The organism is Palleronia marisminoris (assembly GCF_900172315.1).
Taxonomy (GTDB): domain Bacteria; phylum Pseudomonadota; class Alphaproteobacteria; order Rhodobacterales; family Rhodobacteraceae; genus Palleronia; species Palleronia marisminoris.
The window spans coordinates 218,517-236,167 of record NZ_FWFV01000003.1 but is presented as its reverse complement, the minus strand read 5'-3'; the positions used below and the strand labels follow the sequence as shown (position 1 = coordinate 236,167).

Below are 17,651 nucleotides of genomic sequence, written 5' to 3'. Positions count from 1 at the left end.
CTAGCCGCGCAGGATCTGGCGGCCCGTCTCGTTGATCTTGAGGCCGGTATCTAGAACCAGCGCAGAGGGGTCAAGGTTGACTGCCCGCCCGTGGCCCAACCGGGCCGAGACCTCCTGGCTGAGATGCGCCCATGCCCGTCCCGCGGCGGGGTGCGGCGCGAGGCGGGCCAACATCTCGGCCTCGCCCTTCGTCGCCTCTGCCTCGGGGGAAAGGCCGGCACCGGCGCGGGCAAGTCGAGCCAGCAGCAGCTCGATCAGCCGGACGAGCGTGTCCATCCGGTTCCGACCGGCCGCGCCCGCCAGCCCGTTCGCCAGCTTCAGAAGTCGTCCGCGGTCCATGTCCGGCAGCGTCCTGGCCAGCGCCACGAGGTCGGCATAGATCGCCGGCCCATCCTCTTGCAGAAGGCGCGCAGCCTCGCCGACCGAGCCCGAGGCGAGTTGTTGCAGCGCCGGCGGTTCGATCTGCGGGTCCAGCCCGGCGGCGGCGATCGCCTCGGCCAGGTCGGCGCCGCCAAGGGGATGGCAAGCGAGGGTGCGGCAGCGCGAGCGGATTGTGGGCAGAAGTCGGGCAGGGGCGTGGCAGACCAGCAGGAAGGTCGTGCGGGCGGGCGGTTCCTCGACCTGCTTGAGGATCGCGTTGGCGGCCTGAGTGTTCAGCTGGTCAGCGGCGTCCACGATCACCACGCGCCGCCCGCCGTCGGTCGAGGACAGGTGCAGGAAATCCCGCAGCCCCCGCGCCACGTCGACGGTGATGTCGCGCCGCTCGGTCCCCGTGTCCGAGCGGGTTGGGCGCATGAGGAACAGCTGCGGCTCGGACAAGGCCGCCACGCGCGCGGCAACCGGGTGATCGGGCGGGAGGTCGAGGGTTTCCGGCCCGCCGAACATGCCACCGGCCGCGGGGTCGGCGATCAGGAACCGGGCGATGCGCCAGGCCAGCGTCGCCTTGCCCACACCCCGCGGCCCGGTCAGAAGCCAGGCGTGGTGCATCTTTTCCGACGCGTAAGCATCGAGCAGGGCGCGCTCTGCGGCCTCCTGCCCGTATAGGCGGTGCGTGTGGCGCGGGTGGGGAACGCCCTCGACACGGTCGGGCTCGTAGGGGTCCGGGTCGCTCATGGCAGGGCGGCGATCACGTCGCGGGCGATGCTGTCGGCGTCGCGGTTGCCGTCGATAACGACGAAGCGCTCCGGAGACTGTTCGGCAAGGTCGAGGAACGCGGACCGCATCTGCTGCTGCATTTCGACGCCGAAGCTCTCGAACCGCTCTTCTTGTCCGCGCCGGGCGAGCGCGCGGTGCAGTCCCACCTCGGGGTCGATGTCGATCAGGAAGGTCCGGTCGGGCTCGACCCCGATGATCGCGTCGTGCAGCGCATCCACGGTTCCGCGCAGATCGCCCCGCGTCACCCCCTGATAGACACGGGTGCTGTCGGCGAACCGGTCCGAGATCACCACCGCCCCCCGCGCGACCGCCGGGCGGATCAACCGCTCGAGATGGTCGCGGCGTGCGGCGGTGAAGAGCAGAAGCTCGGTCTCGGCCGACCAGCGGTCGGGGTTGCCTTCAAGGACGAGGCGCCGGATCTCTTCGGCGCCGGGCGAGCCGCCGGGCTCGCGCGTGAGCACAACGTCGCGGCCCAGATCCTCGAGGTGGCTGGCCAGGCGCCGGGCCTGGGTCGATTTGCCGGACCCGTCGATCCCCTCGAAACTGAGGAAGAGTCCCGTCACTCGGCCTGCGTCTCGGCGATCGGTTCCTCGGTGGTCGAACCGTCGCCGGTGGCCCGATCCATCGCCCGGGCGAACAGAACCGACGCTGCAACCTGGAGGCGCGGGCCGAAGCCACCCTCGGCCACGTCCGAGGCGGCAAGCAGCGGCACTTGCTGATTGGGCAGACCTTCGATCTGGATGGTCAGGCTGCCGACCTCGTCCCCCTTAGAGACAGGGGCGACCAACGGCTCGACGAAGGTCGCGATGGCCTCGATCTGGTCCTGCTCGAGCGCGGGGACCAGCATCGACTGCCCGCTGGCGGTCACGAGGTTCACGCTCTTGGCCTCGCCCATCCAGACATCGGCGGTGGCGACCGTTTCACCCTCTTCCACGATGGTCTTCTGCACGAACTGGCGGAAGGCCCAGTTGACGATGCGCTCGGCCTCGTCGGCCCGCGCCTCGGTGCTGCCGAGCCCGGTGATGACGAACACGATGCGGCGGTCGCCCTGGGCGGCCGACCCGACAAGGCCATAGCCAGCCTCGGACGTGTGGCCGGTCTTCAGTCCGTCAGCTCCGATCCCGAGGTCGAGCAACGGGTTGCGGTTGAAGCGGTTCGAAGGGGCGCGGTTGTCGAAGGCGAACTCCTTCTGTGCGAAGTAGCCGTAATATTCGGGGAAGTGCTCGATCAGCCGCTCCGCGAGGATGCCAAGATCGTGCACGGACATCCGATGGTTCGGATCCGGCCAGCCCGACGAGTTGGCGAAGGTCGAGTTCATCATGCCGAGATCGCGCGCACGGTCGGTCATCTGCTGCGCGAACGCCTCTTCGGACCCGGCGAGCCCTTCGGCCACGACCACGCAGGCATCGTTGCCCGACATCACGACGATACCCTGGATCAGTTCTTCGACCGTCGGCCGGTCGCGCTCGTTCAGGAACATGGTCGAGCCGCCCATGCTCTTGGCACGGGTCGACACGCCGAACCGCGTGTCCATGTCGACACGGCCATCCTCGAGCGCCTCGAACAGCATGTTGAGCGTCATCAGCTTGGACATGGACGCGGGCGGCAAGGGTTCGTCCTGGTTCTTTCCAAGCAGGACGGTGTCGGTGGTCAGGTCGTAGACATAGGCTGCGGTGGCCTGAGTCTCGAACGCGGCTGCAGGCATCGCGACAAGCAGGGCGAGGCAGGCGTAGAGGCAGCGGATAATCAGCATCGAAGGGTCTCCGGCAGGAATTTGGTCGGGTCTATCACTGGCCGATGAAATACGCATCAGAGAAGCCCATTTCCTTCACTTTCGCGAGAAGGGCGTCGCGTTCCGTCTCGTTCGCGGCCGGTCCCACGATCACTCGGTAGAACGTGTTGCCCGAACTGGTCTGCCTCTCGACGGACGGCGCGACGCCGATATCGCGAAACGCCTCGGCGGTGTCGTTGGCATTCGACTCCTGACTGAAGATGCCGATCTGGATGAACGGTCTGTCCAGCGTCGATGGCTGTGGAGGTGGTGCGACGGGGGCGGGCTCGACGATCGCCGCGGGCGTGTCTTCGGTTGCTGGGCGAGGCGTCTCCACGGCGGGATCCTCGCGGCGCAAGGCAGTCACGTTCAGCGTCGCCGGCTCACCCGCCCGCATCCCGAGCGCCTCGGCTGCGTCCGAGCTGACCTGCAGGGCCGGGCCGGCGGCATCTCGGTCCCTCCGGAACAATGCGCCGATGACGAACCTGCCGGTGTCCTCGTTGCGGATCACCACGCGTTCGGGATCCTGCGTGTCGGGGTGCGCCACCCAGACGCCCCCCAGCGAGGGCCTGCCGTCCCACAGCCCGCGCTCGGTGGTCTGGAAGATCTCGGGAGCCTCCACGTCGCGTTCGACCAGGCGTTGCGTCGCAATGGGGCCCGAGTCTGCCGCGTCATCCCCGCCCCGAATGCAGCCTGCTGCGAGCACGCCCAGGCACAGGAGGAGTACGCGTGCGGCAAGGTGCGTCGCTCGTCCGGGATGTGTCATCTACCTGCCTCGTCCTGCCCACCGGCGCGCGCCGGTTCGGTCTTGCCCGGAACATCTTGCCGGGAACATATAGAAGGCACCTGCTCCTGAAAAGCGCCGCTTCCCGCCTTGCGCCCGGTTCCCCAAGCTCTTTTCACCGCCGCCCGAGGGCTGTAAGCCGGATTCGCCGGAGGAGTGGCAGAGTGGTCGATTGCGGCGGTCTTGAAAACCGTTGGGCGTGAGAGCGTCCCGTGGGTTCGAATCCCACCTCCTCCGCCAGCGCATAAGTGATTGATTTTACAGTGAGAATCATTCAGGCGCGGCGGCTTATTGGACACGTTATTGGAGTCGCTGCTGGACAGAATCTCTTTCCTGCTGGTCACCCGCTACGCGGGCCGTCACCATGACGGGGAAGAGGCAGGGCACCCGCCAGCGAATCCGGCAAGGCAGCCGGGCGAGGTCAGAAACATGGTCGGGAAGTGCGTACCGGGTCAGGCTGCAGGTAGCGCTCTAGCTTGTGGGCTTGCCACGTGTGAGTGGGTTGATTGATCCGCCGTCCCGTGGTCGTTTGGGCCTCCCACCCTCTTCAGAATATTCGAGCGAAGAGCCGGAGGCCGCTAGATCCAGTGCCAGATCAGACCACCAAAGATCGTAAGCAGCAAGAGCCGAGTAGATGCCAAGCTTTTCATCGGTAAGGAAGCGGATCTATCGGTCCCCGAGCATGAAAACCCTTATCTCACTCGGACTGTCTATCTGTGGTGGGTTTTTTACGAGCACGCTTGCCACGGAGATTTCTAAACCGGAGGGGATGGCGTGGCTTGAGATCCCTTCCACCGTTTCGTTTTGGCTCCTGCTGGGCGTGCTCGTCCTCACCTTCCTTTTTCACCGTTATATGCACTCCTACGAAACGAGCGTCAGCGCCTTCCAAGACGCCGAGTACTGTATGGCATACGCACGCAGTGAACTGATTCCGGCGCAAATCGAAGCCAGCAAGAGGGAGATTGACAACGGGAACTATGAGCAATTTGATGCCGCAATGCAGAAGATCAAGGACGCCCTAAAATGAGATATGTGGCTACTCCTGAATTCAGCGAAAAGGTTTCGACTCTAGATTCCGAAGAGCTTCAATCTCTCGCTTCAGTGCTTGAAAGACTGAAAGACGGATCTCGCTCTGCGCTGGAGAAAGAACTGACTTCACTCTCCGGTTTGGAGGGGAACTTACACGTGATCAAACAGGGCGATCTAAGGGTCTTTCTCTCTTTCGGGAGCAACAAAGATGGTGAATATGCGCTCTTAGTAGACCTAGCGGTTCGCCAGAATAGTCGAACAGGTCACTCAGCGGCCGGATTCCGCGCAGTGTCCCCTAATCTTGATCCCCGGAAAAATAGGATGATCAATCCGCGACAAAACTCGATAATTGATCCGAAGCGGAACATGATGATCGATCCAAACCGGAATATGATAATCGACCCGCGCAGAAATACGATGATTGATCCGCGCCGCAACATGATGATTGATCCTAATCGGAACATGATGATCGATCCGCTCCGCAATAGCATGCTGGACCCAAATAAAAATTCTCTGATCAATCCGGCGAGAAACAGTGCGTGGAATGGCGCGTTCTTATATAACTTGGATGCACGTCCCGAAGGATTTTTTGTGCGCGCGGGGGAAAAGGTCTCATTGCAATTTGACCCTGACGCGAACTTCGTAGGATTCTGTGTGCCGGCGGGTGATAACTTTAACATGTTTAACCCGAATGGGCGGTGGGTCGCGTTCTTCGCGAAGTCAGGCGCAAATGGGTATAACCAGTTTGATACTTCATGTAATTGGATTGGCTTCACAACAAAGAGTCTACTCCCAAGGCAGGATGATTGATGGGAAGTTGACAAGCTGTCGAAGACTTACGCCGAGGCGGCGAGATTGTGGATAACAAGGCGCATCTCACTTAGCCAGACATCGCGGCCCCGTTCGGAGCCGTACTGTAGGCGACGGTGGATTTCGGTACGACTGCTGCTGGCTTGCTATTCGCGCCAAACGGCGATGCTTCCGTAGTCCTTGTTGCTGGGCAGTTGCCCTACCCGGGCGGCAGTAGCTTCTGTGGCGCCGACCGAGCGCCATGGCCGAGCTAATCATACCCGGACTAGCAGCTGGCTGTAGGTCGTAGATTACATCCTACCAAACATGAACAAAATTATCGACAATGATGCGGGGCTTGTGCTTAGCTTTCAATGAAGAGAAGGGTGTTCTGGCGTACCATAAGTGGGAACTATCAATGGCCAACGACGACCACGCAATGTGGCTGAGGGAAGGAGTGAAAAAGTGGAACTACAGGAGGAAGAAGATTGAATTTTCACCGGACCTATCGGGGCTAAATTTTTTCGCCTACCTCCCCCCCGACTTTAGGGACTCCCCAAAAACGTCTAGATACTTCGAGGGGATTGACCTCTCCGGGGCAAACCTTTCGAGGGCGAACCTTTCTGGCCTGAATTTTTACAAGGCCAAGTTTGGTGGCGCCGATATGGCCGAATCTAATTTATCTCTTTCGAATTTTTCCGAGGCCGATTTCAAAGACGCTAACCTTCGCGGGGCGAACGCCGAAAATTCGTTCTTCCGAAATAGTTTGTTCGAGAACACAGTCATGATTGGGTTGCGGCTAGACGGTGCCGATGTTGGGGGCGCGATCATAATTTCGATTCAAGCTTCGGAGAGTGAGATCCAAGGTTTGCGGGCGCAGCGAGCAGATGTATTCGCGAGCCGGAGCGACTACCTGTCGCGAGAGGTGATTAGTGGCCGAGACCGGGATACTAGCACGTTTAGGGAGATGAAACCGCAAGGATCCACGGTAAAGAAAACCAGAAAGAATCGATACGACGTTTTTTTCGCGACGAACAGAGGGCCACTCTATAATAGAGGTGAGTTGACTGGATTTGGGGGTGAGCTTGCGAAGGAGATTTCTCATGGGGTTTGCGAGGTTATCGTTCCAGAGGGGCATAGGATCGGCTCGCTGGGCTCACCCTTGTGGAAAAGGCTGATCAATAGGCAGGATGACCGATTGCGCCTTGATCACCTGATTTCCCTCGATGCCGATCTCTTCTGGCGTTACGTCCGAGATACTGCAAGATCCATGAAAGATCGCACACACCTCACGATTTTCATTCATGGGTTCAACACCGACTTTGAAGAAGCTGTCCTGCGATCAGCTCAAATTGGATATGATCTGGGGCTCGGGCAGGGGATGGGACTGTTTAGCTGGCCTTCTAAGGGAAGTCCTTTCAAGTATACCGTGGACGAAGCCTCTGCTGAAGCCAGCAAATATCATCTGGCGGAGTTCATCGGCGAGGCTGCGGAACAGTCTGCCACCGGCCGACTGAACGTAATAGCTCACAGTATGGGATGTAGGTGTCTAATCGGTGCTCTTGAAGTTTTGGCGAACGGGAAAACCTCGACTTTGAAAAAGATAAATCAGGTCGTCATGGCCGCAGCCGACGTTGATACTGCCATAATGCCGCATCAAGGAAAATACGCAGTCAAGCACTGCAAGCGAGTCACATCGTATGTTTCTGACATGGACGACGCTTTGAAAGCCTCTGGATGGCTTCACGGCTACCCCAGAGTTGGGATCACGCCTCCCACTTTCGTACTGAAGGGGATGGATACCGTTCTAGTAAACGATCTAGAGCTAGGGGGGTTCGCACATGGATACTTATCAAGTAGCCGTGTGGTGCTCACTGACATCTACTCGATATTGAAACGGAATCTGGCTCCGGAAGAGCGCCATGCTCTTGTGGCTATGTCCGAGGGTACATCCAAGTTTTGGCGGATTAAAAACTAATCAGTTTTCGAAGCGTATGAGCTTCACTGGGTGGTAGGGTGCCTCCGCAAAGTGCGCAGCGCGCAATCCGGAGCAGTAGATTTAGATGATTTTCTTAGTGGGCGTGAATCAACGTCCGCGAGGGTGTAGGAGCTAACTTGGGCCTAAGCTTGAGCAAGTACTGCGGTCGATTTTCTCGTTTATCTTGCGCGCAGCGCAGGTCGTATCTACTGCCCTTGGGCTGCGGGGTCTCGCTCCAATCTCTGTCGTGGCTTTGCGACTTCATCAGCGTCATCGGATAAATTTTTCCCCCGGATAAGGGTTTTCACCTAAGGTTTCGTGCGACGAGACGCCGAGCTGGTCGCGGTGATGCTGGCGGTAGTGATGGTCGTCTCCTTCGTGCAGGTGGTTTACAAGCCGAAGAATTGCTCGAGAGTGCATCCATATCGCGTTCTAGGACTTTGGCCGCAGTCGTTCGCGACGTCACGACGCCCGCAAAGGCAATGGCGCCATGCTTCGCGGCTGCTGCATCGATTTCGACGCGTAGGAAATGTGCGACGGCTATCATCTACTCTGCCCGGTTTCTTAATGAGGGCGGTCAGATGAATGGGGGCGCCGCTAGGAAAGCACGCCGCCCCCACAAATGCGGTTCCGAGAATGGCAACACACCCGGTTCGCACTACCCGCGCCTCCCCGGAAAGGATAACAAGAGGCGCGACGAGGACTGAGGGAGTGACCAGCTCCCTACGATATAGTCTCACAATCAAGAACTTGTGTCAATAATTCTGCCCTAAACGGGTCACAGATGGTATCCGCTATTGATAATTGGCAGGAATCCAATGAGACTCGCCTACAGATACCCGCTATCTAGCCGATTCTCCGGTAGGAAATTCTGCCAAATTTTGAATTTTTTGTGCGGCGACTTGAGAATCGAGAAGGGGATACCCCCTTTCTGTCGGAAACATGGTTTTCCTTTGGGATTGCAACCTGATTGCAACTTTCGGGAATGCGTCAGTGCAACTATTTTTTGCGAGTTGCTCCCGTCTATGCTTGAGGCCACTGGGCCGAATCCCGGCCCCACCCGGGTACTCTGGTCTGGGTCCCAGCCCATGGATTTATAGGGGTTTTCTTGGTTTCCGCCTACAATGATGATACCATCGACCGCTAACGCGCGCATCGACTGACTCTCCCGAGTCCCTGTCTCCGCCGATGTAGATGGAATCCCGGCTTGCAGTGGATTTCGGCGGTAAATTAACAGAATCCAGTTAATGCCGTACAGGCTCAGAGCGGGGCAGAGACGGGCAAGTCCGTGTCGGCAATGGTGGGCCTGCTGACGCAGGCCTTCAGCGGTCCTGTACGGTCCTGTGTCGGTGTCAGGGCGAGCTGGTGTGGTGGTGGCGTTCCCGGGTCGGGGTGGTGCCCCCGTTAGGGGGTCGTCTGTGCCTCCCGTAGGATGCGGTACACGCTATCCCTACTGATACCCAGCGCCCGGGCTGCTGCGGCCTTGTTGCCGTGCTTCTCGACCGCTGCGGCGACCTCTTCCGGCTTGATGCTAGGCGGACGTCCCTTGAATGGCGAGTCGTCGCCCTTGGCCAGCGCGGCGTCGATACCTTCACGCTGGCGAGCCTTCCGGATGGACGTTTCAAACTCGGCAACAGCTCCAAGAATCTGATACGTCATACGCCCCTCGGGGGTGGTCGTGTCTATCGCCTGATCCAGACAGCGGAGCTGCACGCCCTTCTGTTCAAGGGTTTCAGTGATCTTGAGCAGGTCAGGAAGCGACCTCGCGAGGCGGTCGAGCTTGGTACAGACGAGCACGTCACCTTCGCGGACGTAGTCGAGCATGCGGCTTAGTTCCTTCCGCCCATCGGTGCGGGTGCCGCTGATCTTTTCCGCGAATATCTTCTCACAACCCGCGCCCGTCAGGGCGGTGGTCTGAATAGTGAGGTCCTGAGTCCGGCTTGAGACTCTCGCGTACCCGATGTGGGCCATGTTGCCTCCATATGTCAGATAAGGTGTCTGATAAATTGGTACCGTACGATAACCATGATTCGCAACTCTAATCGTACACATTTAGGCGCTTTTTCGGTGTCTGGCGCGAGTTTACTCAATCCGGACAGGTTCGAAATGCCTTGCCGCGCCGGTCTTGTGGCGCGAAAAGAACGCATGGTGAACGTGCTCTACATCTACTGTCCCTGTGGCCACGTGGGCGAGAGACGTGGTGACATACCCGACTTGCCGGGTCGTGCTGATCTGCACCGGATGCGGTGCCGTGTCTGCGGCGCGAAGGGGTTCGTGGATATCAGACTAGGGTGGGATGCCGAAGCCGACCCTTTCGCCGGATTTCGCCCACGGGATAGCTAAATCAACTTCGTTTACATATAGGCAACAAAAGTGAACCAATCGGTTTAGTTACATAGCGCCTCGTCGGTGGCCGCTGTGGTGCCGATCTTGCACCGCCTCGGTTGTGGTGCCCCGTCCTCTAACGGATACTCCTACGGCAACAGATAGAGGGGCGTTGATGGACGATACTAACAGAGGCAAGGGCGACGACGCCGACGACGAGCAACCCGCCTATGCGAGGTCGGCGGCGGATCCGATGCCTGAAGATTTGGCGGCAGAGATTGACGCCATGCAGGAAGCAATAGACGAGAACCGCGCGCAGGTTTCTGGGGTAATGGGCTGGGACGATCCGGATGTAGCAAGGGCGATGGCTGAGGGGCTATCGTGGGAACGTGAGCGCAACAGCTTGGCTGAAGAGGACATCACGTCTAGAGCCGCTAGAGAGGCGCTTCAGGACGCGCTGGCGAAAGCGAACTGGGCACCTGACTTCTCGGCAGACGTTGACAATGTGTTGGGTGACCTGTCTGGACAGAAAGCGCGCCTATATCCCCGACCACCCGACCCCCCGCAGATCGATTTTCCGGACCTTCACGCGAACTTCACGCCTCCTTTCGAGGAGACGAACCAGCGTCTGGAACAGATTGAGGGCGTTTTGCGTGAGAATGTGACCACGCAGCTTACGCTACAGGAACTCGCGGGGAGGTTTCTCAGGGATTTTCAAGCTGCTGCTGCGTCGAATGATGTTACCTCGAAGAGAGGTATCTGGATGGCGGGCGCTGCGGTCATCATTTCTTTACTGACGCTTATCGCGACCATACTGGTCCCGCTGATGACCCCTGACCGTGAAGCTGAAGCCCTGCGCGAAAGTATCGAGGCGCTCACGCAGGAAGTGACGAGCCAGCGGGAGGTGCCGGTCCCTACAGAGGCTGACGAACCCCCAGCAGCAACTTTAGTTGAGTAAGGCCATGGATAATCAATTAAATCGCTTGCAGAAAAGGCTAATGGGAGATGGTTCCGCAGAGCGCCAAATCCTGTTGATGAAGCTATTGCACGAATTCGAAACAGCACCATCCTTCGGCGACAGATATGTTGCAGATGCTAGCTCTCCGCAGCAACGGTGGATTGCGCGGATCGGTGCGCTTCTCGCAAGGACGGGACTAGAGCATGAAATAGCATTCAAGAGCAGCCGGGGGACGTCCGTCCAGTTTTGGAGAGCTTCACGAGAGTCCTTTCGTCAGAAGCTCTTGGCCGCAGCAGAGGAAATCAGGCTTGAGCTAGAGCTTGATGGGCACGAAGAGATTGGCCAAGTCTATCAGGCCCAGCAGCAATACGATTTCCTCCGGGACCTGAAAGAGATCATCTTAGGCGCGCAGAGCGAAGTGTTCGTCGTTGATCCGTATTTCGACGGCGTTTCCTTCGATACTTACCTCGGACCGCTCGGCGGCAACTGTTCTATAAGGGTTCTTTGCAGTAAGTACTCCATGGACCTTGCCGGTCACGCTCGAACATTTGAATCTCAATACGGGGTGAAGCCTGAGCTGCGGAAGAGCCGTGATTTACATGATAGGCTCGTGATCGTGGACGGCGCTGATTGTTGGATTGTTGGCGGCTCAATAAAGGACGCTGGCAAAAAGCCTACTTACCTAGTGCCGCTTCAGCCGGGCATCGCGCCGACAAAGATTGGCATCTACGAAAGTGCATGGCAAGAGGCGCAGCCGGTTTGACTGGACGCCGGTGAAGGCGCTCGCAGCCCCCTGACGGGGGCGCGCAGTGCGGTGATGGGTCGGCAGTGTGCCACATAGCAAGACCGGTCCTGCGGCGGTGTGCTGCTTCAGATTGCTTTTGTTGTAAATGTTGTTGTTGTTGAAAAGAATAGAACCAAGACCAAAGCCATTTGCGCGCATCCCTCCTCCGGAGTGTGCGCGCGCTGGAATGCTCCCGACCACGCTCCGGGCCGCAACACAACAACATCTACAACAAAGAAGAGAAAACAACATCTTAGAAAAAGTGACGCTGCAACAGCCACAACAGAAAGGGCCGCTAACGCGGCCCCTCTTGATCGTTCTCACGCCAGCGACCTAAGCCGCCTCGTCCGTCGCCTGCTCTGCTAGCCCATCCAGTTCCTGACCGGTCCTATCGCGAAGGGCAGCGCGGATCGTGCTCAGTCCCTGAAAGTGGTACATCGACGTATTCAAGCCAACGGGCTGCCAATCGAGTTGCGCGGTTTCACCCGTTCCCACGTGCTGGGAGCCTTCATTGATGACTCGCCTTTCAACGGTCAAACGTGCCGTCTTGGGCTTAGCCAGATCTTCCCGGAAAAGCCGCTTCCAGACAGCGATGGCGGGGCGGGAATCGCTTTCGTAGCGACTGGCGAAGCTTCTTACGAAGTCGTCCAGCGGGCGCGCTGGAAGGCGGTTCTCCCCGTCCTCCGACAGCACTACCCGGAAATTATCGCTTCCGTCCTTCCAAAGGAACTCTCCGTCTTCCAGCATGTCCATGAACGCCTTATCGGAGGCGTTAAGCCCCTCGGCCCACATCCGCTTGCGGTGCACAGTCTCAGGGGCGAGCCGAACGTCATCCCATTCGAGGTTGTCTACAGCCGGATCATATTCTTCTAGCTCCTTCAGAAACGCTTGCATAGCGAGGCCATTGATATGGCCATACAGTTCCTTGAAGTACTCTTTGTCACCCATCTTGGCACTCGATACCTTGAGGACCTCGAAGCGCATTTCGCTATTATTGCCCTCGATCCGGACAGGCACATCATGGTTGCTGTCGAAGAACATCCGGTAGTAGACGGCAACCACGATAGACTGCACGCCCTTCGCTTCGACCCGCTGCTTTTCAAGGGTGATCATTCCCTTAAGACGATCAGCGACTTCCGCGCTCTTCCCAAACACCGCCTCTTCGGAAATCACTGCCAAAGAGGTTGCCAAAGCGGGGCCAGCAAACGTGCCGACCACGTGGTTCGGGTCGATCAGCGTAGTATTGTAGGGATAGGTGAGGCGGCGGACAATTTCGCCAAAAGTTCCCTTGCCGCTACGCCCGTCGCCATACAGCACAATTGCGGTTCCGGGTCGCTCCCAAGGACGCTGAACCATGTGGGCAAGGTAAAGGATCAGCCACTTATAAGCTTCCTCGTTTCCATCGCAGATGATGTTCTTGATAAACCACGTGATCGGCGAAGTATCCCCTTCCGCTGGTTCCAGACTAAAACGACTCGAGTCAAAAAGGTTAATATCGTTCGTGTGCTCAGGCTCGGATGGATCGAAGACGACCCGGGTATGCCGCTTCGCCTCCCCCCACCAGCGGTCCACCGGATTCACCCACTTAAAGTCACGACCCTCCCCCTCGGGCCAGCTTTCGTGAGCGTAGAACTGCTTCAGCGCGTCCTTCGTCCAGAACTCAAGCAAGTCGTCACCTGCTTCCAAGGCGATCCGGCCCACGTTTCGGAATACCAGAACCTTCCCCTTGTAGTTGGAGATCGAAAAGCGTGCGCTGAGCGTTTCAAGCTTCTGCTCCGGCGTTCCTCCGAGGGGATCAGACGGATCAAGAGAAAGCACAAAGTCCGCTGCGGCTTCCGTCCCCTGCGTTATCTCTTCCTTCGCCTGCCAGTCCGAAAGGTAGCTCTCCCCCGCCTTGCGGTAGCTATCCCGGTCCTTCTTGGTGCCGCCGACAAGCTCGTCTAGCTTCTGCTTCGCGCTTTCCTTGTTCTTGGCCCAGATCACGCCTGCATACAGCGACGCAATGGCATCATCGTCCAGTTCACCGACAAGCTCGAACGCCCGCTCTACGTCCTTCGCCGTGCGCAGCTTCACCACCGGGCGCATGACGCCGTGATCATAAACGGCGGGCGCCATATCATCCGGGTAGAACATCTCGTCGCACAAGAGGTGAGACAGGGCGTCGTATCCGTCGGGCAGGCAAGCATCCGCTTCCAGCATCCTGAGGAAGTCGCACGTTCTGACGCCGTTGCAGTTGTCATGGAAGCAATGGATCACTGCGCCATTCTCAGCGTCCGGGCCGTCAAGGGCATAAGCTTCATCGGACTCGGTGGTGTGGGCGGCTGCGTTCGGGCACTGAATCGTGTACCAATCGCCTGCACCGTTGCGCACGTCCCATCCGACCATTTCGAGGAACATGCGCAGGTCGAACACGTCGCCGTAGTCACTGTGCCACGCCAGAAGGTTGAACCCGTCCGACAGGAACGGCGACTTCGTGACTTTCGACGCCGCTCCCTGACGGGGACCACCGGACGGCCCAGCCTTCCGGTACTTCGCCGGGTCTCCCTCGGGCATGTCATCAATCGACAAACCGCGCCCCGCAAGGATGTAGTGCTTGTAGGCCGCTCCGCTCGGACGCGCCGGGGCGTACATCATCTGGGACGGCATCGCGCCGCGTGAGTCGATCTCTCCGCCCTCGGGGATGATCGTTTCGAGGAAGCCGAAATAGTGCGCCTTCCACTGGGCAAGCCGGTAATCCCACGCCTTCGGATCGTCTTCGCGCTTGCCCAGCTCGAAAGGCTCGGCGAGCGGCATGATAATCCGGAACCGGTCGCTGCCCGGCCCGCCCTTCACGGTGTGCGAATGGGTCGTGTAAACGACGGCGAAGATACCACGCGCCCGAATGGTCTGGATCACCTCTTCGGCCCGACACCCGCCGTCGATATCCGCCGTCAGCGCAAGGATGCGGATCATCTTCTTCTCGACCTTGAAGAGCTGCCTCTCGCGGTTGATCGTCCGCGCAAGCTGCCCCTCAGAGAAGCAGATCGCGTTGCCGCCCTTGTCCGGCTGCTCAGGGTGGTCGATCAGGAACTTGTGGAGCAAGTCGCCCCACAAGCCTTCCTTCGCGCCCCAGCGGTCGCCGGACACGCGAGGTGCGTTCACCGCCGTGGAAACACATGCCGTGGTACTCAGGAGCGTAGAAGCGTTAGGCGCGTCAAGATCGCCGACCACGGTGGCGCTGCCGATGTTCGAGATCGTGGGGCGGCTCAACTTGATGACGTTGTCAGACTCCGAGCGGTCGTATAGCCAAAGCATGCTGCCGGACCCATTCCGCTCACGGTCGCCGGTATCGTCGGGATCGTCGTCCTCATGCAGTCCACCGCTGGCCCTGATGAAAGGGCAGTTCGGATCAATTTCATGCTCCGCCTCGGGAGCGGTTACGTGTTCAGCGTTAGTCATTGTTGCTCGATTCCTTGCGCTCACGCGCATCCTGTGCTAGTTAGTGAGCATCAGCCGTAAGGCTGTGTTGCTCGATCAAAGAGGCCGTCGCGGTGCCAACGCGGGGGCCTCTGTTCGTTCGTGGGTATGCCATAGGCGACTCAGGGCCGCTGTGTCCAGCGCGCCATTCACAACGATCACGAACAGTCAAGCGATAATATGGTAGAAATGCGCATGGCGCACATTGCTTACTTGCATCGCGTCGTTATGTGGTGTCGGCGTACTGCCTTCGGCACATCATGTTGAACCGTTAGCGGAATCATGAAAAGTACTAATGTAGATTATTATTTCTGCTCATGTTCGCCCTTACGCAGGCATACAGTCTTGTACGATGTCCCCGATGACGGCGAGCGTCTCCACCGGCACCAGCTCGGCCAGCTTGCCCGACCCCTTCCGCGCCAAGTAGGTGCCGGGCACGTCGGGAGACGGGAACCACTGCCCTCTGACGAGGGCCTCGCGCGCCATCTTATCCGATCCCATTAGCCCTGCGATATGGTCGAATGAGATTCCCCGGCTCCGCATGGCTTTAGCCAAGGTTCCCAGTAGTCGGGAGGTCAGTTCAATCGCGTCTTCACGCGGCGTGCTTGTAGTCATTTTCCTTGTTCTTTCTCTCTAGCATTTGTTTGATTTGCTCCTGTATCTGGCGCTCTTCCTCAGCGAAGCGGGACTCGTCCCATCCTTGTCGGATTTTTAGAGCCTTCCTCCATCGGCGGTCCTTCTCAACCTTCCGGCGCACCCGGCGATCATGTTCCCGGAACGTCTCGCCCCTGCTCATTCGCCAGCCCTACGGAGTCTGTCATCGGCGGCGCGCATTGCGCGGGCCTTTTCCGGCGACATGCGGACGGTCGGGGGCGCTGGAAAGTGCAGGACTCCCGGGCCTTCCTTCTCTTTCTTTTTCTTCTCGGCGGCTTTCTCTTCAGCTCGGCGTTCCGACAAGATGTTTTCAACCTCGCGCTCTACCTCGCGGCGGACTGCCCGGGAGTAATCACAAAAATCAAGCTCGGCGGCCAGCGAATGGCCTTGGCCCTCCGCCATGCGCAACGCCGATTCTGCTACTGATCGATAGGACATTGGTTTTCCTTTCCTCTCTTGTTTTAGGCGACGCCCATCTTTCTGGCCATGTTCAGCCTTTCAGCGCCATTCGGCATGCGCCAAATCTGCTGAAGCGCCGCCTTGGATTCTTCCGCCGATAGCTTCGGCTTGCTTTCCTTGCGGGTGCCGTCGAGGGAATTGGCGCGGGCAAAATTGATCCGTTGCTCAGCGTTCATTCCGGCGAGGACGTCCCGCCCTTCGCTCTCGCCGCTCTGGATCGCCGCGACCGTCTCGGAATTGCGGATCGACGCCGCTACCGTTCCGATCCCGCGAACCTCCGATTCCCAGCCCGTAAATCCTGCAGAGGGGCTAAGCGCAAAGATGCGGACAGAGGGGAGTTGCTCCACCTCAGAGCGGTCCACGGTCCAATTCTGCGCCCTGCAGTGAGCCATGACGCGATCTACGGCGGCGTCCAGACGCGATCTCTCTACGGCTGTGAGGGTGTAAGACATTATGCATTCTCCATTTGGTTGATATCGGAAGGGTCGAAGAGGCGATTCCAGTCGGGGTCATGCTTGACGTTGGCGATTGCGAACGGGACTACCCATTCAAAATCCGGGAGGTGTTCGTGGTCGCCGCAGGTGACCCACTGCAGGGCGGTGGGGTGTAGCGGGGCGATGTACTGCAGCCGGGGCAAGTGCTCGATAATGACGTTGCTTTCCGAGACGCCCGAACACCGCGCAGTGAACCAATTACGAATCCGCTGGGCACGGCTCGCGATGTCCCGAGTAAACCAACGGTCGAGTAATGCCGCCGTGCGTACGGGGCGCTCGCCTACGTGTAGATCATCGCCATCGTCTCGCGCGGCTGCGTAGAGTTCCGGCGTTACCTCGTCGGGGCGAAGTCGGGCCAAGCACTGGGAAAGCTCATAGGTATTCTGGTTATTTCCGTATTTCTGGAAGCTCAGCCCAGCCAAGCGGCTGTCGACCGTGGACTTTGACCGACCAGTAACGGCCACGATGTTTTTCTTGGACAGCCAAAGCATTGGCTAATCTCCTTTGACGGTATGGATGATAGCCAATCGACAGGAACCCCCCGGGTTCTTTATCAATGGCTTATTTCTGGATAGTGCCTGACTGATTGTCTAAAGTCAAGTCGTGGCTCATAACGGTCACCGAATGCACGGCGGGAAACCGGTTATTGAGCGTGGCGCGCATTTCCGGGTACCGATGACAGACATTCTGCCTTCAGGAGGTCAGGAACTCTTACGACGACAGGGCAGAATTTTACCGCTATCGATGATTCTCGGGACAATGATGGAGACACCCAGAATGATTAAGCTAATACTCGACTCGCATGACTACCTTGCGAAGGCAGAAGCCGCTGAATCCCGCGACGATCTGCATGGATTGCTAGGCGCGCTCGCCCGCCTGCAGGACCACGTAACGGCGATGCTGGACGCGGCAGACCAAGGGAACGTGATCCTGTTTCCCGGGGTGGAGATTGAGGCAGAGGCCTCCTAACGGGGGGCGACCGCTACGAAGAGGCCCGCTAAACGCGGGCCTCCAT

16 protein-coding genes and 1 tRNA gene are annotated in these 17,651 nt (G+C 58.9%); 7 read left to right on the top strand and 10 right to left on the bottom strand.

Going from position 1 to position 17,651, the window contains the following annotated elements:
- The 4 genes from PAM7066_RS07390 to PAM7066_RS07375 are packed head-to-tail and all read right to left on the bottom strand — an operon-like array spanning position 1 to position 3,692.
- Positions 1-1,113, bottom strand: coding sequence for a DNA polymerase III subunit delta' (locus tag PAM7066_RS07390; protein ID WP_085853505.1), 1,113 nt, complete (start codon positions 1,111-1,113; stop codon positions 1-3).
- On the bottom strand, positions 1,110-1,718 hold the full coding sequence (tmk, locus tag PAM7066_RS07385; protein WP_085853504.1) for a dTMP kinase: 609 nt from the start codon (positions 1,716-1,718) through the stop codon (positions 1,110-1,112). The genes PAM7066_RS07390 and tmk overlap by 4 nt, the downstream gene beginning before the upstream one ends.
- Positions 1,715-2,908 carry a D-alanyl-D-alanine carboxypeptidase family protein gene (locus tag PAM7066_RS07380; RefSeq protein WP_085853503.1) on the bottom strand — a complete coding sequence of 398 codons (1,194 nt, stop codon included), beginning with the start codon at positions 2,906-2,908 and terminating at the stop codon, positions 1,715-1,717. The genes tmk and PAM7066_RS07380 overlap by 4 nt, the downstream gene beginning before the upstream one ends.
- 34 nt (positions 2,909-2,942) lie before the next feature.
- Positions 2,943-3,692 carry an SPOR domain-containing protein gene (locus PAM7066_RS07375; protein WP_085853502.1) on the bottom strand — a complete coding sequence of 250 codons (750 nt, stop codon included), beginning with the start codon at positions 3,690-3,692 and terminating at the stop codon, positions 2,943-2,945.
- Between the two features lie 168 nt (positions 3,693-3,860).
- Between PAM7066_RS07375 and PAM7066_RS07370 the strand changes: the two genes are divergently transcribed.
- The 4 genes from PAM7066_RS07370 to PAM7066_RS07360 all read left to right on the top strand — a co-directional run bounded on the left by PAM7066_RS07370 (position 3,861) and on the right by PAM7066_RS07360 (position 7,506).
- Positions 3,861-3,950, top strand: a tRNA-Ser gene (locus PAM7066_RS07370).
- 442 nt (positions 3,951-4,392) lie between these two features.
- Positions 4,393-4,737 (top strand): hypothetical protein, encoded by a 345-nt coding sequence (locus PAM7066_RS07365; RefSeq protein ID WP_085853501.1) that lies wholly within the window; start codon positions 4,393-4,395, stop codon positions 4,735-4,737.
- Positions 4,734-5,549 (top strand): hypothetical protein, encoded by an 816-nt coding sequence (locus PAM7066_RS18570; RefSeq protein ID WP_139214963.1) that lies wholly within the window; start codon positions 4,734-4,736, stop codon positions 5,547-5,549. Before PAM7066_RS07365 ends, PAM7066_RS18570 begins: the two co-directional genes overlap by 4 nt.
- Before the next feature lie 397 nt (positions 5,550-5,946).
- Positions 5,947-7,506: an alpha/beta hydrolase gene (locus PAM7066_RS07360; RefSeq protein ID WP_175484593.1), complete on the top strand. Its 1,560-nt coding sequence runs from the start codon at positions 5,947-5,949 to the stop codon at positions 7,504-7,506.
- Positions 7,507-8,910: 1,404 nt separating this feature from the next.
- Here PAM7066_RS07360 and PAM7066_RS07355 read toward each other — a convergent pair.
- Positions 8,911-9,477: a recombinase family protein gene (locus PAM7066_RS07355; RefSeq protein ID WP_085853499.1), complete on the bottom strand. Its 567-nt coding sequence runs from the start codon at positions 9,475-9,477 to the stop codon at positions 8,911-8,913.
- Positions 9,478-10,006: 529 nt separating this feature from the next.
- Here PAM7066_RS07355 and PAM7066_RS07350 point away from each other — a divergent pair.
- A complete protein-coding gene (locus PAM7066_RS07350; RefSeq protein ID WP_085853498.1) occupies positions 10,007-10,789 on the top strand; it encodes a hypothetical protein in 783 nt (260 codons plus the stop codon).
- 4 nt (positions 10,790-10,793) lie between these two features.
- Positions 10,794-11,552: a hypothetical protein gene (locus PAM7066_RS07345; RefSeq protein ID WP_139214962.1), complete on the top strand. Its 759-nt coding sequence runs from the start codon at positions 10,794-10,796 to the stop codon at positions 11,550-11,552.
- A 354-nt stretch (positions 11,553-11,906) separates the two neighbouring features.
- On the opposite strand, the gene PAM7066_RS07340 is transcribed toward PAM7066_RS07345, so the two are convergent.
- The 5 genes from PAM7066_RS07340 to PAM7066_RS07315 form a co-directional block, all read right to left on the bottom strand.
- Positions 11,907-15,011 carry a primase-helicase family protein gene (locus tag PAM7066_RS07340; protein WP_085853496.1) on the bottom strand — a complete coding sequence of 1,035 codons (3,105 nt, stop codon included), beginning with the start codon at positions 15,009-15,011 and terminating at the stop codon, positions 11,907-11,909.
- Between the two features lie 345 nt (positions 15,012-15,356).
- On the bottom strand, positions 15,357-15,530 hold the full coding sequence (locus PAM7066_RS18900; protein ID WP_175484592.1) for a hypothetical protein: 174 nt from the start codon (positions 15,528-15,530) through the stop codon (positions 15,357-15,359).
- Between the two features lie 291 nt (positions 15,531-15,821).
- Complete coding sequence (locus PAM7066_RS07325; protein WP_085853493.1) at positions 15,822-16,121, bottom strand: hypothetical protein; 300 nt, start codon at positions 16,119-16,121, stop codon at positions 15,822-15,824.
- 23 nt (positions 16,122-16,144) lie between these two features.
- A complete protein-coding gene (locus PAM7066_RS07320) occupies positions 16,145-16,594 on the bottom strand; it encodes a hypothetical protein (protein WP_085853492.1) in 450 nt (149 codons plus the stop codon).
- A complete protein-coding gene (locus tag PAM7066_RS07315) occupies positions 16,594-17,127 on the bottom strand; it encodes a hypothetical protein (protein ID WP_085853491.1) in 534 nt (177 codons plus the stop codon). The genes PAM7066_RS07320 and PAM7066_RS07315 overlap by 1 nt, the downstream gene beginning before the upstream one ends.
- Before the next feature lie 286 nt (positions 17,128-17,413).
- Here PAM7066_RS07315 and PAM7066_RS07310 point away from each other — a divergent pair, with 286 nt between their 5' ends.
- Positions 17,414-17,605: a hypothetical protein gene (locus tag PAM7066_RS07310; RefSeq protein WP_139214961.1), complete on the top strand. Its 192-nt coding sequence runs from the start codon at positions 17,414-17,416 to the stop codon at positions 17,603-17,605.
- The last annotated feature ends 46 nt before the right edge of the window (positions 17,606-17,651 follow it).

Bases quoted from the DNA above. Each gene is read 5' to 3' on its own strand.
- PAM7066_RS07390 (WP_085853505.1), bottom strand. From the start codon at position 1,113: ATGAGCGACCCGGACCCCTACGAGCCCGACCGTGTCGAGGGCGTTCCC.
- PAM7066_RS07380 (WP_085853503.1), bottom strand. From the start codon at position 2,908: ATGCTGATTATCCGCTGCCTCTACGCCTGCCTCGCCCTGCTTGTCGCG.
- PAM7066_RS07375 (WP_085853502.1), bottom strand. From the start codon at position 3,692: ATGACACATCCCGGACGAGCGACGCACCTTGCCGCACGCGTACTCCTC.
- PAM7066_RS07365 (WP_085853501.1), top strand. From the start codon at position 4,393: ATGAAAACCCTTATCTCACTCGGACTGTCTATCTGTGGTGGGTTTTTT.
- PAM7066_RS18570 (WP_139214963.1), top strand. From the start codon at position 4,734: ATGAGATATGTGGCTACTCCTGAATTCAGCGAAAAGGTTTCGACTCTA.
- PAM7066_RS07360 (WP_175484593.1), top strand. From the start codon at position 5,947: ATGGCCAACGACGACCACGCAATGTGGCTGAGGGAAGGAGTGAAAAAG.
- PAM7066_RS07355 (WP_085853499.1), bottom strand. From the start codon at position 9,477: ATGGCCCACATCGGGTACGCGAGAGTCTCAAGCCGGACTCAGGACCTC.
- PAM7066_RS07350 (WP_085853498.1), top strand. From the start codon at position 10,007: ATGGACGATACTAACAGAGGCAAGGGCGACGACGCCGACGACGAGCAA.
- PAM7066_RS07345 (WP_139214962.1), top strand. From the start codon at position 10,794: ATGGATAATCAATTAAATCGCTTGCAGAAAAGGCTAATGGGAGATGGT.
- PAM7066_RS07340 (WP_085853496.1), bottom strand. From the start codon at position 15,011: ATGACTAACGCTGAACACGTAACCGCTCCCGAGGCGGAGCATGAAATT.
- PAM7066_RS18900 (WP_175484592.1), bottom strand. From the start codon at position 15,530: ATGGGATCGGATAAGATGGCGCGCGAGGCCCTCGTCAGAGGGCAGTGG.
- PAM7066_RS07325 (WP_085853493.1), bottom strand. From the start codon at position 16,121: ATGTCCTATCGATCAGTAGCAGAATCGGCGTTGCGCATGGCGGAGGGC.
- PAM7066_RS07320 (WP_085853492.1), bottom strand. From the start codon at position 16,594: ATGTCTTACACCCTCACAGCCGTAGAGAGATCGCGTCTGGACGCCGCC.
- PAM7066_RS07315 (WP_085853491.1), bottom strand. From the start codon at position 17,127: ATGCTTTGGCTGTCCAAGAAAAACATCGTGGCCGTTACTGGTCGGTCA.
- PAM7066_RS07310 (WP_139214961.1), top strand. From the start codon at position 17,414: ATGATTAAGCTAATACTCGACTCGCATGACTACCTTGCGAAGGCAGAA.